The organism is Arthrobacter sp. MDB1-55, assembly GCF_059092925.1.
The window spans coordinates 641,542-667,477 of the sequence record NZ_JBNHID010000001.1 but is presented as its reverse complement, the minus strand read 5'-3'; the positions used below and the strand labels follow the sequence as shown (position 1 = coordinate 667,477).

The 25,936-nt window shown below is 60.7% G+C and carries 17 protein-coding genes; 4 read left to right on the top strand and 13 right to left on the bottom strand.

Going from position 1 to position 25,936, the window contains the following annotated elements; translation table 11 throughout:
- Positions 1–11 precede the first annotated feature (11 nt).
- From AC5RU3_RS03215 to glf, 4 genes are read right to left on the bottom strand one after another with little or no spacing between them, the layout of a single operon-like run.
- Positions 12–740: an ABC transporter ATP-binding protein gene (locus AC5RU3_RS03215; protein WP_493964852.1), complete on the bottom strand. Its 729-nt coding sequence runs from the start codon at positions 738–740 to the stop codon at positions 12–14.
- 2 nt (positions 741–742) lie between these two features.
- The gene (locus tag AC5RU3_RS03210) at positions 743–1,645 is read right to left on the bottom strand and encodes an ABC transporter permease (RefSeq protein ID WP_493964851.1); all 903 of its coding nucleotides are present in this window, start codon (positions 1,643–1,645) and stop codon (positions 743–745) included.
- Positions 1,642–3,657: a glycosyltransferase gene (locus tag AC5RU3_RS03205; protein WP_309071289.1), complete on the bottom strand. Its 2,016-nt coding sequence runs from the start codon at positions 3,655–3,657 to the stop codon at positions 1,642–1,644. The genes AC5RU3_RS03210 and AC5RU3_RS03205 overlap by 4 nt, the downstream gene beginning before the upstream one ends.
- Entirely contained in the window at positions 3,654–4,841 is a 1,188-nt protein-coding gene (glf, locus tag AC5RU3_RS03200) for a UDP-galactopyranose mutase (RefSeq protein ID WP_309071290.1), read from the bottom strand. The genes AC5RU3_RS03205 and glf overlap by 4 nt, the downstream gene beginning before the upstream one ends.
- A 91-nt stretch (positions 4,842–4,932) precedes the next feature.
- Here glf and AC5RU3_RS03195 point away from each other — a divergent pair, with 91 nt between their 5' ends.
- Positions 4,933–6,099, top strand: coding sequence for a glycosyltransferase (locus AC5RU3_RS03195; RefSeq protein ID WP_493964850.1), 1,167 nt, complete (start codon positions 4,933–4,935; stop codon positions 6,097–6,099).
- A gap of 32 nt (positions 6,100–6,131) precedes the next feature.
- Entirely contained in the window at positions 6,132–7,199 is a 1,068-nt protein-coding gene (gene wecB, locus AC5RU3_RS03190) for a non-hydrolyzing UDP-N-acetylglucosamine 2-epimerase (protein WP_309071292.1), read from the top strand.
- Positions 7,200–7,227: 28 nt separating this feature from the next.
- Here the strand turns inward: wecB and AC5RU3_RS03185 are convergent, their stop codons facing one another.
- The 6 genes from AC5RU3_RS03185 to AC5RU3_RS03160 all read right to left on the bottom strand — a co-directional run bounded on the left by AC5RU3_RS03185 (position 7,228) and on the right by AC5RU3_RS03160 (position 14,476).
- Entirely contained in the window at positions 7,228–8,361 is a 1,134-nt protein-coding gene (locus AC5RU3_RS03185) for a glycosyltransferase family 4 protein (RefSeq protein ID WP_309071293.1), read from the bottom strand.
- Positions 8,358–9,350 carry a Gfo/Idh/MocA family oxidoreductase gene (locus AC5RU3_RS03180; RefSeq protein ID WP_493964849.1) on the bottom strand — a complete coding sequence of 331 codons (993 nt, stop codon included), beginning with the start codon at positions 9,348–9,350 and terminating at the stop codon, positions 8,358–8,360. The genes AC5RU3_RS03185 and AC5RU3_RS03180 overlap by 4 nt, the downstream gene beginning before the upstream one ends.
- Entirely contained in the window at positions 9,350–10,441 is a 1,092-nt protein-coding gene (locus AC5RU3_RS03175) for a DegT/DnrJ/EryC1/StrS family aminotransferase (RefSeq protein WP_493964848.1), read from the bottom strand. The genes AC5RU3_RS03180 and AC5RU3_RS03175 overlap by 1 nt, the downstream gene beginning before the upstream one ends.
- The gene (locus AC5RU3_RS03170; protein WP_493964847.1) at positions 10,438–11,034 is read right to left on the bottom strand and encodes an acyltransferase; all 597 of its coding nucleotides are present in this window, start codon (positions 11,032–11,034) and stop codon (positions 10,438–10,440) included. Before AC5RU3_RS03170 ends, AC5RU3_RS03175 begins: the two co-directional genes overlap by 4 nt.
- A gap of 22 nt (positions 11,035–11,056) precedes the next feature.
- Positions 11,057–12,346: a nucleotide sugar dehydrogenase gene (locus AC5RU3_RS03165; RefSeq protein ID WP_493964846.1), complete on the bottom strand. Its 1,290-nt coding sequence runs from the start codon at positions 12,344–12,346 to the stop codon at positions 11,057–11,059.
- Between the two features lie 66 nt (positions 12,347–12,412).
- Entirely contained in the window at positions 12,413–14,476 is a 2,064-nt protein-coding gene (locus tag AC5RU3_RS03160; protein ID WP_309071079.1) for an acyltransferase family protein, read from the bottom strand.
- A 176-nt stretch (positions 14,477–14,652) separates the two neighbouring features.
- Between AC5RU3_RS03160 and AC5RU3_RS03155 the strand changes: the two genes are divergently transcribed.
- Positions 14,653–18,516 (top strand): type VII secretion EssC family protein, encoded by a 3,864-nt coding sequence (locus AC5RU3_RS03155; RefSeq protein ID WP_493964845.1) that lies wholly within the window; start codon positions 14,653–14,655, stop codon positions 18,514–18,516.
- A gap of 41 nt (positions 18,517–18,557) precedes the next feature.
- On the opposite strand, the gene AC5RU3_RS03150 is transcribed toward AC5RU3_RS03155, so the two are convergent.
- Positions 18,558–18,989, bottom strand: coding sequence for a hypothetical protein (locus AC5RU3_RS03150; protein WP_493964844.1), 432 nt, complete (start codon positions 18,987–18,989; stop codon positions 18,558–18,560).
- A 238-nt stretch (positions 18,990–19,227) separates the two neighbouring features.
- Here AC5RU3_RS03150 and AC5RU3_RS03145 point away from each other — a divergent pair, with 238 nt between their 5' ends.
- Positions 19,228–19,476 carry a WhiB family transcriptional regulator gene (locus AC5RU3_RS03145; protein WP_056549944.1) on the top strand — a complete coding sequence of 83 codons (249 nt, stop codon included), beginning with the start codon at positions 19,228–19,230 and terminating at the stop codon, positions 19,474–19,476.
- A 78-nt stretch (positions 19,477–19,554) separates the two neighbouring features.
- Here AC5RU3_RS03145 and AC5RU3_RS03140 read toward each other — a convergent pair whose 3' ends face one another.
- Entirely contained in the window at positions 19,555–21,063 is a 1,509-nt protein-coding gene (locus AC5RU3_RS03140; RefSeq protein ID WP_309071076.1) for a sensor histidine kinase, read from the bottom strand.
- A gap of 11 nt (positions 21,064–21,074) precedes the next feature.
- Positions 21,075–25,916: an NAD-glutamate dehydrogenase gene (locus tag AC5RU3_RS03135; protein ID WP_493964843.1), complete on the bottom strand. Its 4,842-nt coding sequence runs from the start codon at positions 25,914–25,916 to the stop codon at positions 21,075–21,077.
- Positions 25,917–25,936: the final 20 nt, after the last annotated feature.

Below are 25,936 nucleotides of genomic sequence, written 5' to 3'. Positions count from 1 at the left end.
GAACCGAGAATTTACTGTCTCCGGATGTGTGCGATGGCCTCAGCGACGGGCGCGTCGTGGACGACGCGCCCTTTTTCCAGCACGATGCCGCGCCTGCAGATCTGCGCGATCAGATCGAGATCGTGGCTGACTACTACCAGTGTCTTCCCGGCCTCCGCCAGTTCCTTGATCTTGCTGATGCACTTGCGCTGAAACGGCTCGTCCCCCACCGCGAGGATTTCGTCGATCAGGAAGACATTAGGGTCCGTATGAACAGCAACCGAGAATGCCAACCGCAGGTACATACCGGAAGAGTAGAACCGGACCTCTGTATCGATGAACTCGCCGATTTCAGCGAAGTCGACGATTGAATCAAATTGTCGGTGAATGTCCTTCTCGGACATTCCAAGGATGGCGCCGTTAAGAAAGACGTTGTCCCTCCCGCTCAGATCAGGGTGGAACCCGGCCCCCACTTCAATGAGCCCCGCTACCCGTCCCCGCGTCCGTACCGTGCCGGTGTCCGGCAGCATAACACCTGAGATGTGTTTGAGAAGGGTGGATTTTCCGGAACCATTGAAACCCAGCAGGGCTACCGTTTCCCCCTCTTCCACTGTCAGGGAAACGTTATTTAGCGCGGGGAAGGTTTTGGACAGGTCGCCCTTCCTTCCCTTCAGGAGCCACAGCACCGTCTCCTTGAGAGACCTCGTATGCCGCAGGGCGAACCGCTTCTGGATGCCTGCTATCTCAATCGCCAACGCCATGTCTATAACTCCTGCGCGAAGCGGCCCTCAAGGCGCCTGAAAAGGTACTGTCCGAGGATGACCGTAAATAATGCAACAGCGAGGGCAACCGGAAGCCACACCGGCAGAAACCCCGGTGGAAGTTCAAACTGCTGATCTGTGGTCGGCAACCAGAAGGCGTAGTGGAAAGTTTCTACGCTAACTGTCAGTGGATTGAGCATGTAGATGGACAACGCTGTGTCGCCAAGTTGCCGCCGTACCATTTCCCAGGAATAGAGGACGGGCGATGCCCACGTGGCCACCATCAGCAGCATGTCAACGACATTCTCGGCGTCGCGGTAGTAGACGTTGATGGCACCGAAGATCAGGCCCAATCCGGTAGCGATCAAAGCAGCGATAAGAAATCCCACGACGGCCACGATCAACTGCAGGACGGACGGAGACCAACCGGTAAACAGACACGCCACTACCAGAATGACTATCTGCGGGAGGAAGTGAACACCCGATACCCATATTGCTGATACCGGGAATAGCTCCCGCGGCAGATAGATCTTTTTGATCAGGCCGCTGTTACCTACGATAGACCGCGATGCATTGCCAAGGGCTTCCGAGAAGAAGTTGATCAGCACGATGCCCGAAAACAGGTAGATCGCGTAGTTCGGAAGCCCGTCAGGGTTCCTGTCGCTCTGCTCGAGCCCAAGGAAGATGCCAAGTGCTATATAGAAAACAATGAACTGGACGCCAGGTTTCACATAGGACCAGAGAAGCCCAAGCACCGATCCGCGGTACCGGACCTTGATCTCCTTGTCGACCAGGAGTTTGAGGAGGAATCGATGGCGAGCGACATCGCGCAGACCCGCTCCCCGCCCGGGTACCCTCAGCTCCGCCTGCGCAGGCCCCTCTGGCTCACCTGAAACTGCCGTCATTCCGCCTTGTTTCCGTGCGCACCGGCTGCGTAGAAAGTCTCAGCCCATACCGTGGGCGACGTGAATTGCGGCAGGGCGGCCTTGTAGGCTTCGGCGAGTTCGTCCCACTGCGCCAACAGACGTCGGTGAAGCGATGCGCTGCGGAGCGCCAGCTCCCGGGCCTTGCCGGTGTCGCGTTTGTGCCAGGAAACCCCGGACCCGTCGGATGAAGTCACGAGCGCGGAGTCCAGCTGCGAGAGCCTCCACCAGCGAGCGTCCATGGCCGCGATGTGCTCTTCGGGATGTTCCCTGGCCTCTCCCGGAACGGGCTTGACCTGGTGAAGAACACCGCTCGCCACCTTGACCAGTGCCGCCGGAATGCTGCGGGCCTGCGTCGGTCCCTTGCCCTTTCGTGGCGGCTTGCTGCGCTTCACCGCGGGGAAGGATGCAGGGTCGGCTGCGACCCGTGCATCGTCGAACTGCGCCCGCGTCGCGCGTACTTCCCCGAGCTTCGAGCCGAGTGACCGGTGCAGATGGTCAGGACCCTCCAAAATGTCTTCGAGTGCCTGCAAACGCAGCTCTACCGACGAATACTGCATGGACAGAAGGTGACGCACGTCCACAGCGAGACTTTCCTGAGGCATCCGCCCGCCCCGCTTGTACGGCGAGTACAGGAGGGTCGCGAGCCACCGGTTGCGCTGGTGATAGTACGCCTGCCAGTCGATCGTGTCGTCTTTTTCGGTCCACGGCATGTGCCATACGGCGGCGCCGGGCAGCGTGACAGTCCGGTACCCGTTCGCCTGTGCACGGATACCGTACTCGACGTCGTCCCACTTGATGAAGACAGGCAGTGCCAGACCAATGCTATTGATGATCTCGCTGGGAATGAGGCACATCCACCACCCGTTGTAATCGACGTCGATCCGGCGGTGCATCCACGGGGTGTCACGCAGATTGCTCGCTGCGAAGTCGTGAGCCTCTTCCGTGTTCGGCGAGGATCCGTAGCGAAAGCGGTACCAATCCACGGATTCGCCGAAGTGGTGCATAACGGAGCGCTCAAAGAGGTTGAACATGTGGCCGCCCACGATGGTGGGCTCCGTCGTGAAGTCAGCGAACTGCGCCGCCCTCAGAATTCCCTCTGTTTCCATCTCGACGTCATCATCGAGCAGCATGACGTAGCTACTCTCGGAGTCGTTGATGGTTTCCAGCATGCCCCTGGCGAAACCGCCCGAGCCGCCCAGGTTCGGCTGGTTCACAACGACCAGCCTTCCACCAAGGCTGGCTTCCGCTTCGGCGAACCCTTCTTCTGCGGCTACCTTCTGCGTTCCCTGATCCGTGACGATGACGCGGTGAATGACGTCCATCAGTTCAGCGGATGAAGCGATGGTCTTCAAATTTCGAACGCAGTAGTCCGGCCGATTGAACGTGGTGACCGCGATTGTGAGTTTGCCGGTGCCAACGTGCTGAGGCGCTTGGACACTCCAGTGAGCGTCCTGAAGGGTGACCTGATCATCGTGTGCAGAAAGATCGAACCAGTACCAGCCGCCGTCGCCGAAGTTGGCGAGCGGCAGGTCGACGGTCAGCGAGTGGCCTTCCGCCGCACCGACCTTCTGGCTACTGACCCTGTTTACGATTCCGCGAGCTGTGGATCGGTAGATGGCGATAGTTGCATCGGCATCAAGAGTGACGCTCAGCCGAACCGTGCGGATGCCCGTGTGCGCGCGCCAGTAGCTGGCCGGGAATGCATTGAAGTAGGTGCCCATCGACACCCGTTCGCGCGGCGGAAGTGCCAGTTGACGGCGGTTGAGAACGTAATCAGGGTGGGTCTCGGCAGGCAGGGCGGTCGCGGACGTTCCCTTCGAGGACTGTCCGTCCGGCTCCGGTCGTACCCGCCGCGGGCTGTTGAAGTCGGCATATAGCGGCATGGTGTCCACGTCGCCGCCCTCCGGAAACACAACTCTGTGGACTGTCCGCCAAGTCTGTTCCTGGTCGGGGCTGCTCATCTGATCATTCACAACTGCAGGAGTACTCATGCGTCGATTCCCCCACTCTCGAGCGTTGCGCCACCGTTGAAGTGGGGCTTGATCTTGTTATCGAACATGGACAGCGCGGACCCGATGGCCATGTGCATGTCGAGGTACTTGTAGGTTCCCAAACGTCCGCCGAACAGGACCATGTCCTCGCCTTTGGCAAGGTCCCGATATGCCAGGAGCTTCCTGCGGTCGGCTTCGGTGTTGATGGGGTAGTACGGTTCATCACCCTTCTCGGCGAACCGCGAAAACTCACGCATGATAACTGTCGCATCCTTTGTGTAATCCCGCTCCGGATGGAAGTGCCTGAACTCGTGGATGCGAGTGTAGGGAACGTCTTCGTCGGGATAATTCATCACCGGGCAGCCCTGGAAGTCCTCGATCGGGAGCACCTCCTCCTCAAGGTCGATGGTCCTCCATGACAGGTCACCCTCGACGTAATCGAAGTACCGGTCAACAGCGCCCGTATATACAACTGGAACCTGGCCACGGGTGGCCGTTCGGGAATACGGGTGCCCATCATCGAAGAAGTCAGTGTTCAATTCCACAGTGATGTTGGGGTGCGCAGCCATGCGTTCAATCCAGGCGGTGTAACCGTCAATTGGAAGGCCCTCGTACTTGTCGTTGAAGTACCTATTGTCATAGGTGTAACGGACAGGCAGTCGCGAGATGATTTCTGCCGGAAGGTCTTTGGGATCGGTCTGCCACTGCTTGCCCGTGTAGTACTTGATGAACGCTTCATAGAGCGGTCTGCCGATGAGCTGGATTCCCTTGTCATTCAAATTCTCGGGATCTGTCCCAGCGAGCTCCCCTGCCTGCTCCTGAATCAGCGCCCGCGCCTCACTGGGACCCATTGAAGCGCGGAAGAACTGGTTGATAGTTCCAAGGTTGATCGGCATCGGGTACACCTCACCTTTGTGGCTCGTGTACACCTTGTGCTGGTAACTCGTGAAGTCGGTGAAGCGATTGACGTATTCCCACACGCGTTCGTTGGAAGTATGAAAGAGGTGCGCTCCGTAGCGGTGCACCTCTATACCCGTTTGCTTCTCGTTTTCGCTGTAGGCGTTGCCGCCGATGTGATGGCGGCGGTCCAACACTGCGACCTTCAGGCCGAGTTCCTCGGCAGCACGCTCGGCCACTGTGAGGCCGAAAAAGCCGGAACCTACGACGATAAGGTCAACGTTCACAAAGTCTCCTGTAATGGATGAGCAGCAGCGCGGCAGGTTTCCCCGCCCGGTCTAGGTTACCCGACCCAACATTGGCGTGCCGACGGGTGGTATGCCCAACTACAGTGGTGCCATGCGTCCCAGGATCCTTTGCATCTCCTTTTCCGATATCCGTGCAGACTCGCGGGTGCTTCGGCAGATCGCGGTTCTAGCGGAGTTCGGTGACGTGACGACCGTAGGGTACGGAACCAAACCAGAAGGTGCTTCGAATCACCTCGAAATCGAGTCCGACCTGCCGTCACTACCTCAAACGCCCCTTGGTGTGGCCCTCTTGGCGGCGCGTCTGTATCGGCTGGTCGAATTCCGAGCCCCAGCTGTGAAGAGGGCCCTTAACCTCGCCCAAGGCGACTGGGATCTAGTCGTTGCAAATGAAGCTCGAGCACTCCCCTTGGCCCGCCGAATAGCGGGAGAGGGCACACCCGTCTGGGGCGACATGCACGAGTGGGCGCCAGAAGAGCGGGTGCACGTTCTGTCCTGGAAGATCCTGATCAAACCCTTCATGACCTGGGTATGTGCTCGGCACCTCCCCCACGTCACAGCTGTGTCCGTGGTCAACGATTCGATCGCCGCCCTCTATCGTGCCCAGTTCGGAATCCAGACGGTGACAGTTCGGAACGCCCGCCGACTCGTCGACGTCGAGCCATCGCCGATGCTGCCTGGCACCATCCGACTGGTTCACAGTGGAGCAGCTGTACCGGGGCGAAACCTCGAAGGGATGATGCAAGCAGTTGGAATGCTCGGACGGGGCTACACGCTGGACCTCTATCTGGTTCCAGCGCGCGACGGCGGGAAATACAAGGCTCATCTGGAGGGTTTGGCGAGAGATTACGGCAACGTACGGCTCCTGCCGCCGGTGGCTCCGGATGATCTTCCCAACGTTCTTAACGCGTATGACGTCGGGATATTCAGTCTTCCACCGCAGACCCGCAATCACGCTCTCATGCTTCCCAACAAGTTCTTTGACTTTGTGCAGGCCAGGCTTGCGATCGTTTTCAGCCCATCTCCAGAGACATCGCGCCTCATTGAGCAGTACAAGCTCGGTGCAATAGCAGAAGATTTCTCGCCGGAAGCCCTTGCGCGAGCTATCGGCTCACTGAGCAGGGAAGCCATTGCCGCCTTCAAGCAGAACGCACACGCGAGCGCCCGTGCCCTCAGCTCGGAAACCGATGAAGATGCAGAACGGACTGTAGTCAAGGAGCTCCTGATCTCGGCGACCTGAGCGCCGGAGCATCAGGAACTAGAGTGGAACCCATGCAAATTCTCAGCGTTGTAGGCGCGCGCCCTCAGTTCGTGAAGTTGGCGCCGATCGCTTCCGCACTCCGGGGCAAAGCCGACCATCTCATAGCGCACACCGGACAGCACTATGACGAATTGATGTCAGATGTCTTCTTCCAGGATCTTGGTATCCCCGCACCGGACTTCAATCTGGCCGTGGGCTCGGGAACGCACGGACGGCAGACAGGGGCCATGCTGGCAGGGCTTGAAGAGGTACTCGAGCAAACCCGGCCAGACTGGGTGCTCGTCTATGGCGACACTAATTCGACGCTCGCGGCCGCCGTAGCCGCAGTCAAGATGCACATTCCGGTAGCGCACCTGGAGGCGGGGCTGCGCTCGTTCAACCGACGGATGCCGGAAGAGCATAACCGGGTGCTGACCGACCACGCGGCCGATCTCCTCCTCGCACCCACCGAAGTTGCAATGAAACACCTCGCAACGGAAGGTCTGGCTGGCCGCAGCGTACTGGTCGGAGACGTTATGACCGATGTGCTGTACCGGACCAGGGATGCTGTGCAGGCAAAGCACGAGCCGCTTCCCGAAGGCCTCGCTGCGGGTCAGTACTACGTCAGCACCATCCATCGTCCAGACAATACAAACGACGCGGACCGGCTGGGTGAGATTGTGGATCAGCTGGCGAGTCTGGACAAACCTGTCCTCCTTCTGGCCCATCCCCGCCTGCGCTCTCTAGCGGAAGGTCATGGCATCGCGCTGAATCAGGGCGCGGTTAAGTCAATATGTCCCCTTGCGTACCCGCAACTAATCAACGCCGTCCAGCACTCCGCGGGCGTAGTCACCGATTCGGGCGGGTTGCAAAAGGAAGCGTTCCTGCTGCGCGTTCCCTGTACAACTGTGCGGCCAGAGACAGAGTGGGTTGAGACGGTCGAGCTTGGCTGGAACGTTCTCGTGTCGGCTGACTTGAGCGAACTGAAGTCAGCGGTCACCCGGCCGACGCCATCGGCGACCAACGCAGCTCCGTACGGATCGGGACAGGCAGCACACCAGGTGGCGGCTGCCCTTCTCGGCAGTATCGGAATTCACTAGGCCGAACTTCTTCGGCAAGTACCTGAACCTATGCAGGTTGCGCAGCCAATACGGCTGCGGCAGCCCGCTCACCAGCCGTGCGCAGCGATGCGTTGCGCCGCACCCAGTCAATGCGCGACTCTGAGTTCCCGTCTTGCCCGGCAAGAAATCTTCGCATTGCCTCCGCAACCAGGGACGGCTCGTAGTCGACGCTTTCTCCAAGATGGTTGTCAGCAACCATGGTGGCGCACTCCCCGGCGCCGGCGTATATGACAGGCGTTCCGCACGCCGCCGCAGCGTAGATCTTCGTGGGCTTAGCGAAGTCGTATCCCTTCCCCGGAACGATGCTGACGAGCGCAGCAGCGGCTCCGCGGATCCATGAAGCAGTCTCCTCGGGGGACTTCACCCCGCCAAAGATCACCCTGCCCGGCACGACCTCCTCAGCAAGTTCGCGCAGTTTTGTTTCTGACGCACCCTGGCCGAGGAAGTACAACCGAACATCTGTGTCGTCTTCAAGCATTTTGAGGGCCTCGATGAAGACCTCGGCGCCTTGCCATTCCGACATCGTGCCCGTGTAAACAAAATAGGGATGTCCCGGCAGTACACGCGGCCCGTTCGGGCTGAAAACCTCAGTGTCTATACCGTTGCCTACAACAATTACCCTGTCCGGCGAAACACCGAATTGCGGTAGCTGATCCGCCACCCCGTCAGATATGGCAAGCACATGCGAGGCGTTCCTTAGGGCGACGCCCTCGATCCAACGCATAACTGAAACCACTGGCGCCGAAGCGCCCATGGCGATCACGGCATCGGTCCACACGTCCGCCGCATAATAGACGTAAGGCCGCCTCCTCACCCAGGAGGACACAGCAACGATCAGCCCGGTGGTGGGTGGCGGCTCTGAGACGATCACATCTGCGCGGCTCAGGATCAACCGGAAAAACAGTGGCAGGTCGAAACTCAGATACTGAACATACCCGCGAACATTCCCCCCGCGGTCACGGAGAACCGGCCAACGTGAAATGCCACGCTCCGAACGGCCCCCATTGGGCGGCACGGTCGTCATTACCGTCACCGACGCCCCTGTACTCTGCAGAGCAGTCACGAGCGCTTTCAGCCGAAAAGCGGCGGCTCCAACTTCAGGTGGAAAAAGTCTGGTGGCAAGAACGATGCGCGGATTCACGCCGGGATGTCCACCATTTGGCCGGCGCGGGCTGAGTCGATCATTGCCTCAGCCACACGGAGCGTGTTCAGGCCTTCGCGCATGGTTACGACGTCATCGCGTGTTCCCAGGACAGCGTCACGGAATGCTTCATGTTCGGACTTCAACGGCTCGCGCTTGGTGAGCGCCAGGCGGGTGATGTTACCTTCGCTCACGCCACGGAAGTTGGAGACGGCTTCCCATTCGGTGTTGATGGTGCCGTTCTCGTAGAAGGTGAGATCGGCGGTGAGGGTGTCAGCGACGAACGCGCCTTTCTCCCCTGTCACGACGGTGAGCCGTTCCTTCATTGGGGACAGCCAGTTCACCAGGTGTGAGGTGATAACACCGCTTTCGAGCTGGCATGACGCGGTCACCATATCTTCGTGGGGCCGTCCGGACCGGGTACTGGTACGCGCCGAGACGGACTGATAGGGCGACTGCGCCAACCAGGCTGTCAGGTCAATATCATGGGTGCCGAGATCCTTGACGACGCCGACGTCGGCGATGCGCGATGGGAAAGGCCCCTGCCTGCGGGTGGCGATCTGGTAAACGTCGCCGAGGTCACCGTTCTCGATGCGGGAGCGCAGTGACTGCAGGGCGGGGTTGAACCGTTCAATGTGTCCGACGGCGCCGACCAGTCCTGCGGCCTCGAACGCGTCCGCGAGTTTGACACCGCCTTCGATGGTCGAAGCGATCGGCTTCTCCACCATGGTGTGCACTCCGGCTGCCGCGAGGGCCAGGCCGACTTCCTCGTGCAGGCCGGTGGGCACTGCGCACACGGCCATGTCGATCCCCTGCGCAATCAGCTCGTCAACCGAACCGCACAGCGGCAGATCCCCGGCAACGCCGTGGGGATCACCGTACGCATCGGCGACCGCGACCAGCTGGACACCGTCAAGTTCACGGGTGACGCGCGCGTGGTGGCGGCCCATCATCCCGAGACCGATGATCCCGACCCGCAGATCCCCCATTACGCGCCCGCTCCGGCGAGCTTGTTCACCGCGGTGACGATCCGGTCCAGATCCTCGTCATCGAGTGAGGGATGAACAGGAAGGGAGAGCACTTCGCGTGCGGCGATCTCCGTGTTGGGCAGGTCCTCAGTGCGATTGAACGAGGGGAGACGGTGGTTCGGGATCGGGTAGTAAACCCCGCTGCCGATGTTGTATTCGTCCTTGAGCGCGGCAGCGAAACCGTCGCGGTCACCGGAAACCCGGATGGTGTACTGGTGGTACACGTGTTCGGCGCCGTCGGCTACTACCGGCGTTCCAACACCTTCGAGGTTATCGGTGAGGAACTTCGCGTTGGCCTGACGCTGCGCGGTCCAACCCAGAACCTTGGTCAGCTGAACCCGTCCAATGGCTGCATGCAGATTGGTCATACGTGCGTTGAAACCGACCAGCTCGTTCTCGTACTGGCGCTCCATGCCCTGGTTCCGTAGCAGGCGGAGGTTCCGCTCGACGGTCGCATCTCCTGTGGAGACCATGCCGCCTTCGCCCGATGTCATGTTCTTCGTCGGGTAGAGCGAGAACATCGCGAAATCACCGAAGGTGCCGACTTTACGGCCATCGATCCCCGCGCCGTGCGCCTGCGCAGCATCTTCAAACAGCTTGATCCCACGCGCATCAGCGAGTTCCCGGAACGCCACGACGTTCGCCGGGTGCCCGTACAGATGCACCGGCATGATTCCCTTGGTCTTGTCTGAGATCAGCGATTCCACATGGGCGATGTCCAGGCAGTAATGGTCCAGTTCAATGTCGGCGAAGACCGGCGTCGCACCGGTAAGTGCCACCGAATTCGCGGTAGCAGCGAACGTGAAAGAGGGAACGATCACTTCATCGCCCGGCCCGATCCCCGCAGCCAGCAGACCAAGGTGCAGCCCGGACGTCCCCGAGTTCACCGCCACGGAAGCCCGGCCATCAAGAAGGACCTCCGAGAACTCCTTCTCGAACTGCGCAACCTCGGCGCCCTGCGCGAGCATGCCCGACACAAGCACTGCATCGACGGCTGCGCGCTCTTCGTCCCCCACGATCGGCTTAGCCGCCGGAATGAATCCTGTGCTCATTTCTGATCCTCTACTGGTGCCAGTGTTCCGTCTGTTTCGCTATATTTCTCGCCGGTCTCGGGACAGACCCACAACCCGTCCTGCTCCTTGAGCGGGTGACCGGCCTTACCAACCCATCCCAGACGGCGCGCAGGCACTCCTGCCATCAGACCGTAGGCGGGAACATCCTTGGTGACGACGGCGCCGGCAGCCACGGTAGCCCACGCGCCAATGGTGACCGGCGCAACGCAAACAGCCCGTGCGCCGATGGACGCACCGTCTTCGATGGTGACGCCCACAGGAGTCCAGTCGTGTGCGCTCTTCAACGTACCGTCCGGCGATACCGAGCGCGGATACGTGTCGTTGGTCAGGACAACGGCAGGACCAATGAACACGCCCTTGCCGAGTGAGGCCGGCTCATACACCAGCGCGTAATTCTGAACCTTGGTGTTCTCCCCCATCGAGACGCCCGTACCGATGTAGGCCCCACGTCCGACGATGCAGTTAGCACCCAGCTTCGCGTTTTCACGCACCTGCGCCAGATGCCATACCTTCGTGCCCTCGCCCAGTTCCGCCTGATCGGAAACGTCGGCGCTATCAGCGATGTAGGTCATATCGACTACCTTTCGTCGCGAGTCAGGCTTTACCGATGACCCGGTAGGTCACCCCGGCCCACTTATCCGCCGAGCTGACACGCCGGCCGTCGATGAACGTCTTGACCCCCGGCAGATCCGACGGCGTGAGGTCCGCATACTGCGCATGATTAGCCTGCACGACCGCGGCATCCACCGGATCACCGACGTGGTAAGCGTCAAAGCCCAGCGACGCCAACTCCTCATCCGTATACATCGGGTCGTGTACCAGCACCTTCGCGCCGCGCGCCTTCAGCGCGTCAACCGTCGCGAAAACACCGGAGAATGCTGTCTCCTTCACCTCACCACGGTAGGCAGCACCCAGTACGACGACGGTGGCACCGTCGAGCTCACCATGGGCACCTTCCAGCAGACCGACGGTGTACTCGGGCATCCCGGCATTAGCTTCACGAGCTGCCCGCACAACAGTCGCGGAAGGATCATTCCACAGGTACAGGCGCGGGTACACCGGAATGCAATGACCACCGACCGCAATGCCAGGCTGGTGGATGTGGCTGTACGGCTGGGAATTCGAAGCCTCAATCACCTGATAAATGTCGATACCGGCCGTCGCCGCGAACCGCGCGAACTGATTAGCCAGTCCAATGTTCACATCACGGTAGGTCGTCTCAGCGAGCTTCGCCAACTCCGACGCTTCCGCTGACCCAAGATCCCAGACACCATTACCGCGGGACAGATCCGGCCGGTCATCAAAGTCAAGCACCGCCTCGTAGAATTCGACCGCGATCTTCGCACCGTCGTCGGACAGTCCACCAACAAGCTTGGGGTACTTCCGCAGATCCTCAAACACACGTCCGGTCAGCACACGCTCAGGAGAGAACACCAAGTGGAAGTCCTGGCCCTCCACAAGACCCGAACCCTCCTCCAGCATCGGCTTCCACCGCGTGCGGGTAGTCCCGACCGGCAGGGTCGTCTCATAGGAAACCAGCGTGCCCGGGGTCAGGTGCTTGGCCAGCTCCGCAGTTGCCCCGTCCATCCACCCGAAATCCGGCTTCGCGTCCGCATCGACGAACAAAGGCACCACCAGAACCACTGCGTCAGCGTTGGGAACGGCCTCCGCATAATCAGTCGTCGCCCGCAGCTTTCCCGCCGGAACGAGTTCGGAGAGCTTCTCCTGCAGATGCGCCTCACCGGGGAACGGCTCCACCGCATCATTGATGAGTTCGACAACCTTGGCGTTGACATCGACGCCCACCACTTCGTGGCCCTTTGACGCAAACTGGACCGCCAGCGGCAGACCGATCTTCCCAAGAGCAATAACAGCAATCTTCACGACGAAGTAAACCTCTTCTGTATGGCTTGTACCCGACCCAGCGATTCAGTGACCAAGACTATCGGATCACTTGCGGATATCCGCCCACCCGGTCGCCTCCTGGTACAGGTCTTTGAAAGCCGGGTACATCGACTCGACGTAAGTCTCAGTGAGGTGATTGTCATCGATATAGACGTGCATGTTGCCGACGATCGGCTCGCAGGAAACCTCCGAGCAGATCAGATCAGTCGCGTCAATAAGCGCTGTCTGCGGCGCTACGCTAAGAATTTCTTCGAAAGGCGGCTGTTCGACAAGTGTCGTTCTCCGGTCCTGTCCGCAATCCGATGCTTCTGCGCCTGATTGCTCGAGGCAGGTCATCATGTTGAATGCAAAGCGCGGGTTGTCACGAACACCGATCACTTCGATTCCCAACTTCTGCAGACGGTCCGCAGCGAGCGCAAAACCGGGAACCACTGTGTCCCTCGGAGTATCCGCGTGCGCGCTGGTCACTACTGTGAAAACGGCATCAGGCTGAAGGTCGGCGAGGTAGGACAGGGCTGCACGGTTGAAGTCTGGGCATCCCCCTTTCAGGTCCTGGGCAGGGATGCCGAAGTCACAACCGCCGTAGAGGAGCGCTACAAGGGTCCAGTTATTCTCTGCCGCGAGCGGCCGCATGACCCCTAGCCACTGCTCAGCATGCGAATCACCCACTACCACGACCGTCCGGGTGCTCGATGCCGGATCGATGCCGTTATCACTGCAATGTCCGGTTAGAGCGCCACCATCGTGGGTGATGAGGGGATTGCCGCATCTACCGGGCAGGGAGGCCCACTCTGCGTTGATGTCGGCCGCTGGTGGCACGACAGGCGCGTCGTAACTGGAGCTGGGTTCGACCAATCCCGCAAGCACCCTGGCGCCGGGGTTCTCTGCGATGGTCTGTGCACTCAAGCGGTCGGCCTCAACCTTCAGCGCCAACTGCCATCCACCGAGCGGTATTGCAACTGTCAGGCAGGAGATGGCCACCGCCGCAGTCGCATATCGGCGGGCAGAGTGTGTGGCATGCCGCACTGGGTTTTCGACGAAACGGGTAGTCAGGTAAGCAAGCACCAGGGACAGTCCAATAATTGCCACGCCCGACAGCGGACCGGCTTCAGCCCGCTGTCGGAACGCGAGGTAAATCACAAGAATGGGCCAATGCCACAGGTACAGCGCGTAGGAGTAATTGCCCAGGCCTACCAGTGGTTTCCAGCTGAGCAATCGGTCGACGCCGATTGTGCTGCCGGTTTGTCCGGCAATCATGATCGTGCCGGCAGCGAGAAGAGGCCACAGCGCGACATAGCCCGGGAACTGGCGTTCCACATCGAGCAGGAATCCGCCGCTCATCATCGCCAGCAGCGCAATCCACCCCGCACCGATCCGTACCAACCGAGGAGCGGACACGTAGGGCAGCGCCACTGCAAGAAGGGTGCCCAGAGCGAATTCCCACAGTCTGGTCCTCGTATCGAAGTAGGCATAGGACTGATTGCCATAAGTCTGGGCGATCGAGTAGGCGAGGGAAGCAACGAAGATTGACCCGAAAATTACGGTGACCACGAATCGGAAGCGCACCTGAGCCGCCTTCGCCATCACTGCACATAAAGCGAAAAGCAGAGGCCAGAGGATGAAGATTTGCCCCTGAACGGAGAGGGACCAGAAATGCTGAAGGGGACTTGCAACGCTGTCGTCGGCCGCGTAGTAGTCAACCGACCTTTCAGCTAGCAGCCAGTTCTGCACATAGAAGAGGGATGCCCACGTTTGGTCGAAGACCTCGGTCCAGCGGGACCTTGGGATGAACAGATAGGTGGCAATGAGTGTGGCAAGGAGCACTACAACGACGGACGGCAAAAGCCTCTTGAACAGCTGCAGCCAGTAACGCCCCAGGTCAAGCTTCTTCCCCTCCTCAACCTTCCGGATGAAGGTGAGCGTAAGCAAGAACGACGAGACGAGCAGAAAGACGTCAACGCCACCTGAAACCCGATCGAACCATATGTGATAAACGACCACCATGAGGACGGCAAGGGCACGCAGGCCCTGGATTTCCGGCCGATAGGAGGCGGGGCGCGTGGTTTGAATGGACGCTCGGTCCAGGCGGGAAGTTGCCAGAACAGCCAACAGATGTCTCCAGGAATCGCTCTTCGAATCGGGCGCACCGTGCGCTAGAGCCGCCGACTACTTTACCGCGCACTGTACGGCGTTCCTGGCAGGACGGACTCAATCGGTGGGGAGGGTTATCCACATACGAGGCGGCACCGCAACAAGTCCAACTTCAGGGCTCCTAGGCTCGCAGCATGGATCTGCATGTGACGCTGGCGGCAGGGCCCGGTGTAAGCCTGCCTGGAGGTGCAGCCACAGAGGAACTCGTCATCACGAGGGCGCACCTGGCCACCGGTGAACAGTTGCACCAACAGTTCACGGAGCGGGCCGGCGTCGAGCATTTTTTTGTCGGCGAGAAGCCGCTCAGCGTACTTCAGCCCGGCGTCCCGCCGTTCACCTCAGGGGCAGTCATCGTGGCCTCGACTGGTCCACTTCAAGCGGGGAGTTCATCCCGTCCAGGAAATCTCTTCTTCCTTGTGCGCTCCGGTCCCGACGCCGGCAAGGTTGTCTCATTATCCCGCGGGACATACACCATCGGGCGCGGCTCTGCGGATATCACCATCCAGGATCCCGAACTCTCGCGAGTCCATGCCGTCCTGTCCGTCACCAACAACTCCCTCACGCTGCGCGACCGGCGATCCGCGAACGGTGTCTGGGTGAACGGAGAACAGGTTGCGGAGACCGTGGTGTCCACGGATTCCGACATTGTCATGGGCCGGAGCCGATGCGCTCTCATCCTCAACGATGCACCTACCGAGCCAACTTCGGCAGTGGACGTCAGCGAACCGTGCGAGGTGAGCGCTCCTCCGCCTCCTGAGGGCCAGCGCCTGCTGATCCTCACATCCCTGCTGCCGCTTGTGCTCGGGATAGGTTTGGCAGTCGCCACCGGTATGTGGTTTTTCCTCGCGTTCAGCGCACTATCCGCTGTCACCGGCTTGGTCCCACTGGTCAACGGGCGCAGGAAGACGCGTGCGTTCGGGGCAGCTGTCGCTGCCGCTGTAGCTGCGGACAGCGCACGACGACGGTGCGCGGCACCCGACGTCGGGTTGCTGGCAGCCGCTGCTTTGCAGCCGCTCGTACACCCCTCGATTCAGCCCTCCCACTCATCCTCCGCAGGCTTGTACTTGCGGTTGGGAACTGCTGATCAGCCCGCAAATATCGCGCTCGGGTCGAAGGCCCCGGGCTGGAGATCGCCGTGCCTCAAGGGGATGCCTGTGCTTCTGCCCCTAACGGAACCCAATGGTGGAAAGCCACTGCACCTGCTCGTTCGAGGCCCGGGCGAGACAGTCCTCCGCGTTGCCCATCTCCTACTCCTCCAACTCGCCACGGCCAGAGAGGCGGAAGAGATATTGTGCTTCGGGTCAATTTCACAGCTACCGGCGGCGGCTCGCTTTCTGCCGGGCGTCACGCTCGTTGCACATCCTGATCGTCTCATCGAACTCCTCGCAACCGGCCGATACTCCTCCCTTGTGTTGCTTGACGCAGACCCTGTGGTGTCAACGCCCGGGCTGCGAATCTTGCATTTCGTGTCATCCACGGGATCTAAGGATGGGCCGTGGACCGCGGATTACTTCTCTGCCGAGCCGAAGCTTTCCAGCCCGGCTGGATCGCTCACCTTCGAACCTGATAACATGCATGGTGAGACGTTCGAGGGATTGGCTCGCGCGGTCGCCGCCCGTGGCGGTCGGACCACTGTGAGCCCAGCGGACGGGTCAATCCCTGCCGCGGTAACGCTGAAAGATCTGATCACGACCGACGATGCGAGCATCGCGGCGAGGTGGTGCGAGCCTTGGGACGGCACGCATCTGGGCGCGCCAGTCGGTTCGTCGGCTTCCGCGCCCGTCACCCTCGACCTCGTAGCTGATGGCCCTCACCTGCTCGTAGCGGGCACAACCGGCTCCGGAAAATCCGAATTCCTCAGGACGATGGTCCTGGGTCTTGCGATGAAGTATTCGCCCGCCAACCTGAACTTTCTCTTCATAGATTTCAAGGGAGGTTCCGGACTCGGCGCCCTCGCTTCGCTCCCCCACGTGACCGGCATTCTTACCGACCTGTCCCCCGCCGACGTTTCGCGCGCTCTCGTCTCGCTCACCGCCGAGGTCAAGCGCAGGGAACGTGCCTTCGCGGAGACTGGAGCATCGGACTACCGCGAGCATCGCGGGAAATCAGCGGAACAGTTACCGCGCCTCGTCATAGTGATTGACGAGTTCCGAATTCTGAGCGAGGAGGTCCCGGGTTCCGTTCATGAGCTCATGCGGATCGCCGTTCTCGGCCGATCCCTCGGAATGCACCTGTTGCTTGCAACACAACGTCCGCAGGGCGCAGTCACGTCGGAAATCCGCACCAACATTACGGCAAGCGTTGCCCTGAGAATGCAGTCTGCGATGGAATCGCAGGACGTCCTCGACTCGCCGGTCGCCAGTTCCCTCCCGATTGGTTCACCCGGACGCGGGTACCTGCGCGTAGCGTCGGCACCGCCAGTCGAGTTCCAGACAGCGACGACGGATGCAGACCCTTCGTGGCCGTCGGCGTCGATCCTCACCTTCACCGCGGCGATGTCGGCAGGCCCGTCGGTTGTGGCAGGCAACCCCGTCGCAGTGCCGAAAGCCCTCGCCGGAAAGGACGGTCTTCGGGTCATCGTGCGGACTGCAGTCGACGTGGCCCGAAGCTTACCGCTTCCGGCGCTACGCCAACCGGTGCTCCCACCTTTGCCCGCGATGGTCGTGCTACCGCAGACACTCCCGCCCGATGTCCTTCAGTTGGGGCTCCTTGATATCCCGGAGAAACAAGAACAACGGTCTCTGGCGTGGAATCCCGCCCGCCACGCCCATCTTGCTTTCCTGGGTCAGGGCAGCGGAGGACTTGAGGTTGTGGTTCCCGCCGTCACCGCAGAGCACCTTCGCGCGCTCCCCGACCGGCACCTCTACCTGCTCGATGCCACCTCAGCGCTGCGATCCTTCAGGCACGCTCCTCAGGTCGGTGCCTACGTGACCCCCTCCGAAGTTAAGCGAGCAGCCCGGGTGCTTCAGCGGATCGCCGAACTTGTCGCTGACCGACTTGGGGAAGTCGGGACTTCGGTTGAAGAATCGTCGATCACAGTGGTTGTCACCGGGTGGGGCCGGTGGGCCGCGGCCTTTCGGTCGGGACGCTTCGCCTGGGCGGAAGACGCTTTACAAGACATCGCCCGAGACGGTGAAGCGTGCGGAATCACCCTCATCATCGCGGGTGAACGCGAACTCATCGCCAGCAGGTTCTTCACGCTGCTGCCCAACCGGCTTTACCTGCCCTTCGATGCCAGCCCGGAATCGTTGCTCAGCTGGCCGAAGTTACCGCCGATGGATGCTGTCCCCGGTCGCGCTTTCGTGCAGGGAAGACTCAGTACAGACATCGGCTCGGTGGCCCAACTGCTCACCGCCTCTGCGGTGGGGCCGTCAACGTCTCCAACCCGCCCCCCGTTCAAAGTGTCAACGCTGCCCAGCTCCGTCAGCAGCGCGTCCCTCCGATCTTCAGCAACCGCGCGTCCACGGGTGGTACATGTTCCGATTGGCGTAGGTGGAGACGACTTGGCAACGGTTCACATCGATCTGCCGCAGCGTGCTGTCGCTCTGCTTGTGGGAGCTGCAGGAACAGGCAAATCGCAGGCCCTTGATCTCATCGCGCAGACGGCCCCGCGGTCGGTTCGATGTTCACGACCAGCAGCAGGAGAAGACCCGGAAGCCTATTGGCAGCGTGCTTCGAAAGTAGCCGGCCCAGAGGATCTGCTGCTAATCGACGACGCCGACCAGCTGTCCCGAGAAACACACCAGACTCTCGCCGCTATGGTGTCAACCGGCGCCAGGGCAGTATTCGCCGGTTCACCCTCACCTGCACTGGGCACGAGCCCTGCACTGACCCGCCTGCGCGTCAACCCTTTAGGCGTTATTCTCGGCCCTCGGGCGCAAACGGACGGAGAATGGTTCGGCCTCCGTGTTGACGTAGACGGCAAGGCTCCACCCGGTCGCGGCATTTTGGTCAACTCACGTGGGTCGACGGAGATTCAGATCGCGCTCTGCACCTGAAACGGGCTCCTGACTAGATGGAACACCTGTCAACGAGAGCCCTAGAGCATCGGTATACCGTCGCCGGACCTGCGCGTGTACGTCATGACGGGACGCGTGAAGAGTTGATGCGTCACCACTACTGCAGGGACGAGAAGCAGGAGGCCGACCCAAATCACGCCACTTGTCAGCGTGGGAATCGCTACAACTATGACGAAAAACTGGAACACCAGCGCCGCTGAACGGGTCCAGCGATATCCCCGAAAGAAGAAGTGACCGACGACGAGGAGCCACACGGCGAAGACAAGCAGAAGGACCAGCATGAACACTGCACCACCGAGGGACGCAGGCGTGCTGGTCAGAAGACCGAGGGCAAACCACCCGGCAATTGCGAGCAGCCCTGCTGCCTCACACAGGAGGATTAGGGCAATGAGCTTCACACCAACAGGCCGCGTGCTTCCGTCAGGCTGGGACAGGGGTACGGGTCTTGACACAGTGGCACACTACCGGACATAGTCGATGACATCTACGACCGCTTTGCCTCGATGTCAACTGTGTGACGCATCCCTCACCGTTTGAGGCGATTACCTGTTCGTTACCCCTTGTTTGCGCCCGCGTAACGTGACAGCCTTTATGAAGGAAAATGCGGGGGCCGTAGTGGCCCCCTTTACTATGACACCCCTCGTGAATGTTTTCACAAAGCTCGCGAGTCGTAAGGAGAAAGTGATCAGCATGGACTGGCGTAGCCGCGCTGCCTGCCTAGACAAAGACCCGGAGCTGTTCTTCCCGGTCGGCAATACAGGGCCCGCCCTGCTTCAGATTGAGGAAGCGAAGAGCGTCTGCCGCCGCTGCCAGGTGATAGACACCTGCCTGCAGTGGGCCATCGAGTCCGGCCAGGACGCCGGAGTTTGGGGCGGCCTGAGCGAAGACGAGCGCCGCGCGCTCAAGCGCCGCGCAGCCCGGGCCCGCCGCGCTTCCTAGCAAACCTTGTACATGCTGAAGGGAGGGCATCGCCTGATGCCCTCCCTTCAGCGCGTTTGCGGCCTTGCCCTGCGAGGATCAGCTCCGGGTCGGCGGAGCGCCGATTGCGCCCGTCTTGCGACTGGCTCCGGGGATACCCATTTCGATTGTCACGACGGTTCCGCCGCCCTCGCGTGATGCCCACTCGATCGTTCCCCCAAGCTCGCTCATCACCAGCGTACGCACGATCTGCAGGCCCAAGCCTTCGCTATACCCTTCGGAGGGCAGTCCCGCGCCGTCGTCCATGATGGAAACCGTAAGCACTTCACCCTCGTCGCTCACGCTCCGGTTCGCCCTTAGCCACACCGTCCCCGGTTTGTCGGCCAGACCGTGCTCAACGGCATTCGTCACCAGCTCGTTGATCACCAGTGCCAGCGGGGTGGCGAAGTCGCTGGGGAGCTCCCCGAACTCACCTGACCTCTCGGTCCGCACGGCCTGGTTAGGGGACGCGACCTCTGCCGACAGACGGAACTGCCTGGCAATGAGTTCATCAAAGTCAACGCTCTGGGACAGGCCCTGGGAGAGGGTTTCATGCACCAGCGCAATCGTGGCCACCCTGCGCATAGCCTGCTCAAGGCCTTGCTTCGCTTCATCGCTCACCATGCGCCGGGACTGCATCCTCAACAGAGCGGCGACGGTCTGCAGGTTGTTCTTCACCCGGTGGTGTATTTCCCGGATGGTGGCGTCTTTGGACACCAGCTCCATTTCTCTGCGCCGAAGCTCGGAGACGTCCCGGCAGAGCACTAGAGCTCCGAAGCGTTCCTTATCGTCACGCAGCGGAATGGCGCGCAAAGAGAGACTTACTCCGCGCGACTCAATCTCCGTCCGCCAAGGCATTTTGCCGGTGAGCACGAGCGGAAGCGTCTCGTCTACCATCCTGCGGTCCTTCAGCAGGGAGGTGACGATCTCCGCGAGCGGACGGCCCTCCAGCGTCTCGACGTCGCCGAGCCTTCGGAACGCCGACACGCCGTTAGGGCTTGCGTACTGCACGACACCGTCAACATCGAGCCGGATCAGACCGTCACCGACCCGCGGCGCACCGCGCCTCGATCCCGTCGGAGTGGCGAAGTCGGGCCAAAGTCCGAGCGTGCCCATCCGTAGGAGGTCGTACGCACACTGACGATAGGTCAACTCCAACCTCGAGGGCATACGCGAGCTGGAGAGATCCATGTGCGAGGTGACGACGGCCAGCGTCCGCCCATTTCGCACCATCGGCACAGCCTCAACGCGCATGGCCATCTCGGTGGTCCAATTGGTTTCCCCGGAACGTTCGATCTGCTGGCTCTCCCAAGCCTTGTCCACCAGCGGTTGAAGGTCAGCCCGTATGCGCTCCCCCACAAAGTCGCTGTGAAAGACAGTATGGGACGTCGAGGGGCGGACGTGTGCAAGAGCAACGTATCCGCCGTCGTGCAGAGGGAACCAGAGTGCGAGGTCGGCGAACGCGAGGTCCGCGACCATTTGCCAGTCTCCCACCAGCAGGTGCAGCCACTCAGCATCTCCCGGAGCAAACCCTGTATGTTCCCGGATTGGATCCGTGAAGATTGCCATCGACTTATTCCTTACTGCCGCACGATTGAACGCAGCAAGCGTAATGCAACGGAGAGCGACGCCATATCATCGCGCTCAAGCTGATTCACCTCAGCGAACATCTTTTTCGCCCGTTCCAAGTGTTCTGCGTTGAGCTGCTCCCACTCCTGAAGCCTGCTCGAGGCGTCAGACGATGCCATCTGTGCCGAACTGTTCATGACGGAGACAGTCATCTCGGACACCGTGGAGTAGAGGTCATCCCGCAGGGCCGCGCGAGCCAGCGCCTGCCATCTGTCTTCCCTCGGCAGCGAAGTGATGCGTTCGAGCAGATCGTCCACATTGAAGCGGTCGTAGATCGCATAGTAGACCTCTGCGATGCGCTCCACCGGTTCATCGACACGACGGGAAATGAGTGCGATGTCAAGCAGAGCGAACGACTCGAACTGCTCTGCCCAGTAATGTGCGATCGAGTCAGGCAGTCCCCACTCCTCGGCGCGCCGGTACCAGCTGCGAACCCGCTCCAGGTCTCCCCCGCGGACGTAGCTGACTAGTCGGGTGCGCAGCGGATCGATGAGCGGCTTGAAGGCTGCGATATCTTCCTGCACAGTTGTGCCGCGTCCTACATGGTTGACGAACCACCGAACCGCCCGGTCCAACAGCCGTCGAACATCAAGGTGCACCGCTGTCCGGTGTTCAACCGGGAAACTGGGAGGCAGTTCGGCGAGTTCGCCGACGATCCGGTCAAGCTCGTAAATCTCACGCAGCGCCACAAATGCACGCGCCACTACAGGCTCGCTGACCGAGGTTTCCTCCATGACCCGGAAAACGAAGGTGATGCCTCCCAGGTTGACCATGTCGTTTGCGATGACCGTAGAGATGATCTCGCGGCGCAGCGGATGGCTGTCGAGCTCTTCGTCGAAGCGTTCAACCAGTTGCTGCGGGAAGTAACGACGAAGCGTGTCCTTGAACCACGGATCGTCTGCAAGGTCGCTCTTGGTCAGCGCCTTGGTAAGTTCGATCTTGGCATAAGCAGCCAGAACGGACAGCTCGGGCGAAGTAAGCCCCTGCCCCCGCTCGACTCGCGCCCTCAGCTCTTTCGTGGTCGGCAGTGCTTCCAGTTCGCGATTCAAGTCCGCGTGCGACTCCAGCCAGTCCATCAGCCGTTCGAACGTGGGGCTCCACTCGAGAACCCGCTGCCGGTCATTGAGCAGCAGCACGTTCTGGTCAATGTTGTCCTGCAGAACGAGCTCGGCTACTTCATCAGTCATTGAGTGGAGGAACTGAGCACGCTCGTCCGCCCGGAGGCGGCCGATACGCACCATCCGGTCAACGAAGATCTTGATGTTGACCTCATGATCGGAACAGTCAACGCCCGCTGAATTATCGATCGCGTCCGTATTGAGGATCACTCCACTGAGTGCCGCCTCGATCCGTCCGCGCTGCGTCATCCCGAGGTTTCCGCCTTCACCGACGACCCGTGCCCGCAACTGGTTACCGTCGACCCTGATCGCGTCGTTTGCCTTGTCTCCGACATCGCTGTGGGTCTCGGTTGAAGCCTTGACGTAGGTACCGATTCCACCGTTGTAGAGGAGGTCGACCGGGGCAGTGAGGATTGCTCGCAGAAGCTCCGGAGGACTCAACGCAATGACGGACTCGTCCAGACCAAGCGCCGCCCGCACCTGCTCGCTGATAGGAACGGATTTCACGTTACGCGCATATACGCCGCCGCCGTCGCTGATCAGTTCAGGGCTGTAATCCGCCCAGCTGGACCGGGGCAGTTCGAAGAGCCGCTTACGCTCAGCGAACGACGCCGATGCGTCCGGATTGGGATCGAGGAAGATATGCCGGTGGTCGAAGGCCGCAACTAGTCGGATGTGTGCCGACAGCAACATGCCGTTCCCGAAGACGTCGCCGCTCATGTCTCCGACACCGGCAACCGTGAAGTCCTCGGTCTGCGTATCGACGCCGAATTCGCTGAAGTGGTGCTTCACCGACTCCCAGGCGCCGCGGGCAGTGATGCCCATTGCCTTGTGGTCGTACCCGACGGAGCCGCCGGAGGCGAAGGCATCACCCAGCCAGAAGCCGTATTCCGCTGAAAGTTCATTCGCTATGTCCGAGAACGATGCGGTGCCCTTGTCCGCCGCAACCACCAGGTAGCTGTCATCCCCGTCATGCCGAACCACCCTTTCGGGTGGGACTACCTGCTCGCCCTCTTCTGTGGTCACCAGATTGTCGGTGACATCGAGAAGGGCTCGGATGAATGTTCGGTAGCTTGCCTGACCTTCCGCCATCCAGCCGGCCCGGTCCTGGGCAGGATCCGGCAATTGCTTGGCGTAGAAACCGCCTTTCGCTCCGGTGGGCACGATCACGGCGTTCTTCACCGTCTGGGCCTTGACGAGGCCGAGTATCTCCGTTCGGAAGTCTTCCCTACGATCGGACCACCGCAGACCTCCACGGGCGATATCTCCAAAGCGCAAGTGCACACCCTCGATCTGAGGCGAATACACCCAAATCTCGAACTTCGGACGGGGATGCGGAGCGCCGTCGATCGCAGCAGTGCTCAGCTTGTAACTGATGTGGCGCTTGTTCTGGAAGTAGTTCGTGCGAAGGGTCGCTTCGATAACATTGGCGAATGTCCGCAGCACACGGTCTGCATCGAGTGTCGGGACTTGCTCAAGACTGGAATCCAGTTCCTGACGCACCAGCGCCGTGGCCTCTGCTCGCTGCGTCGAACTGAGATCCGGATCAAATCGGGCCTCAAAGAGCCCGACCAATCTGCGTGTCACTTCAGGGTTGGCCAAAAGGGTATCGCTGATGAAGCCATACGAGTTCATATTGCCCATCTGGCGCATGTACTTGGCATAGCTGCGAAGGATGGCGACCTTTCGCCAGTGAAGGTTCTCCTTCAGCACGAGTCGGTCGAACGAGTCTGATTCACTGGCGTTGGCGACGGCAGCAGCGAATGCGCCCTCCAACAATTCCCCGGTGCCTTCCGGATCGATGCCGGCCGGATATCGCAAGCCCAGGTCGTAGAGGAAGAAATCCCGGCCATCAGAACGCTCGATCTCGAAGGGACGCTCGTCGAGCACCTCCAGTCCGAGATTATGCAGGAAAGGCAGGATCTGGCTGAGGCTCTTGGGCTCGGTCAAGTAGAGCTTGAGCCGCGCGTCCTCCTCCAGGTGCTCACCCGCTCCCGTCGGCACGTAAACGTGCATGATCGGACCAGGTGTATCTGTGCGGTCGTAGATAGAGAAGCGCTCGATGTCTTCGAGCGCGTCTTCGACTTCATAGTCCACTCGATAAGCCGCTGGAAAGGCTTCCGCCCATAGGCTGGAGAACTGCTCTGCCTCCTGTCGGCTCAGACGGTTCCGTGCCACCTCGTCAATTCCCTCGGACCAGGAACGAGCAGCCATCACAAGGCGCTGTTCCAACTCCGCCAACTCGACATGTGCCACTTCAGCGCCCTTGGGAAGCCGAATCCGGAAGAACAGTCGCGCGAGGGCTGACTCACTCATCCGCGCCTCGTAGTCGATGGACTCGGCATTGAAGGTACGACGCAACTCGTCTTCTATCCGCAGCCGAACGCTGGTTGTGTAGCGGTCCCGCGGAAGGTAGACAAGAGCGGACATGAAGCGCCCGTACGTGTCAGGACGTAGGAACAGCCTGGTACGGCGCCTCTCCTGTAGACGCAGGATGCCCATGGCTGTAGTGACCAGATCATCGACGTCTATCTGAAACAGCTCGTCCCGCGGATAGGTCTCCAGGATCGAAAGCAAGTCCTTGCCTGAGTGGGAGTCGGACGGGAATCCGCATCGGTGCAGGACCTCGTTCACCTTGTCCCGAATGATCGGCACATTGCGGACGGATCCGGTGTAAGCGCTGGTTGCGAACAGTCCAATGAAGCGCCGTTCACCGCAGACGTTCCCCTGCTGATCGAATCGCTTGATCCCGATGTAGTCGAGGTAGGCAGCGCGGTGGACGGTCGACCTTGAGTTCGCCTTGGTGATGACGAGCGGCTGCTTTTCCCGAGCCTTTGCGCGTCCGGCCTGAGTCAGATGCTGGATAGGCCGACCGTCAATCGGATGGCGCAACAGGCCTAGCCCGCTGTCGTCGCGGACACGAAGAACGTCCTCCCCGTCGATGGTTTCAAGGTCGTATTCCTTGAAGCCTAAAAAGGTGAAGTTGCCCTGGTCCAGCCAGGCCAGGAGTTCCTGTGCCTGATCCAGACCTGGAACACCCGCGTTGTCTGGGACGCTTTTCAGCGTGTCCGATACCTCACGGAGCTTGATTCGCATTGCCGTCCAGTCCTCGACGGCGGCACGCACATCCGAGAGAATCCGGTACAGACCCTCGATAAGTTCAGCCCGCCGGGTCTCGTCGACGATTCGGGCCACCTCCACCGCAATCCAGGACTCGACATGCGCACTGATGTCGCCTTCGGCCACCAGATCAGTCAGATTAGGCAACGCCGCGGTATCTCCGCTGGATGAGCCGGCGGAGGAGGGAACGCGCCGCAGCTTCAGCAGTTCTGACGATGCGCGGTTCCGCACTGCAACGAAGGTCGGGTGGACGACCAATCGGATGGCGGCTTGCTGACGTACGAGTTCGGCAGTCACGGAATCGACGAGGAATGGCATGTCGTCCGTGACGATCATGACGATGCTCGCGTCATCCTGATCGAACACTTCCACTCGCGCCTCACCGGTCGACCGGATGGAGGCCACAGAGCGATGCTCGAGCGCCCGTTCCGTCAGCGCGTCCGGCGAGTAGGCGCCGGCGTCGTCATCCGCGAGGTGCTGGTAGTAGTGCTGAAAGAACTCGGTGAGTGAAGTGTCAGAGCTGGACTGTTCCGTGGTGCTGGATCCAGACGACATGAACCGCCTCCGTAACGAGA

Coding starts and splice junctions, on each gene's coding strand:
- AC5RU3_RS03175 (WP_493964848.1), bottom strand. CDS start 10,441: ATGAGCACAGGATTCATTCCGGCGGCTAAGCCGATCGTGGGGGACGAA.
- AC5RU3_RS03135 (WP_493964843.1), bottom strand. CDS start 25,916: ATGTCGTCTGGATCCAGCACCACGGAACAGTCCAGCTCTGACACTTCA.
- AC5RU3_RS03215 (WP_493964852.1), bottom strand. CDS start 740: ATGGCGTTGGCGATTGAGATAGCAGGCATCCAGAAGCGGTTCGCCCTG.
- AC5RU3_RS03140 (WP_309071076.1), bottom strand. CDS start 21,063: ATGGCAATCTTCACGGATCCAATCCGGGAACATACAGGGTTTGCTCCG.
- AC5RU3_RS03145 (WP_056549944.1), top strand. CDS start 19,228: ATGGACTGGCGTAGCCGCGCTGCCTGCCTAGACAAAGACCCGGAGCTG.
- AC5RU3_RS03205 (WP_309071289.1), bottom strand. CDS start 3,657: ATGAGTACTCCTGCAGTTGTGAATGATCAGATGAGCAGCCCCGACCAG.
- AC5RU3_RS03170 (WP_493964847.1), bottom strand. CDS start 11,034: ATGACCTACATCGCTGATAGCGCCGACGTTTCCGATCAGGCGGAACTG.
- AC5RU3_RS03195 (WP_493964850.1), top strand. CDS start 4,933: ATGCCCAACTACAGTGGTGCCATGCGTCCCAGGATCCTTTGCATCTCC.
- AC5RU3_RS03180 (WP_493964849.1), bottom strand. CDS start 9,350: ATGGGGGATCTGCGGGTCGGGATCATCGGTCTCGGGATGATGGGCCGC.
- AC5RU3_RS03155 (WP_493964845.1), top strand. CDS start 14,653: ATGGATCTGCATGTGACGCTGGCGGCAGGGCCCGGTGTAAGCCTGCCT.
- AC5RU3_RS03210 (WP_493964851.1), bottom strand. CDS start 1,645: ATGACGGCAGTTTCAGGTGAGCCAGAGGGGCCTGCGCAGGCGGAGCTG.
- wecB (WP_309071292.1), top strand. CDS start 6,132: ATGCAAATTCTCAGCGTTGTAGGCGCGCGCCCTCAGTTCGTGAAGTTG.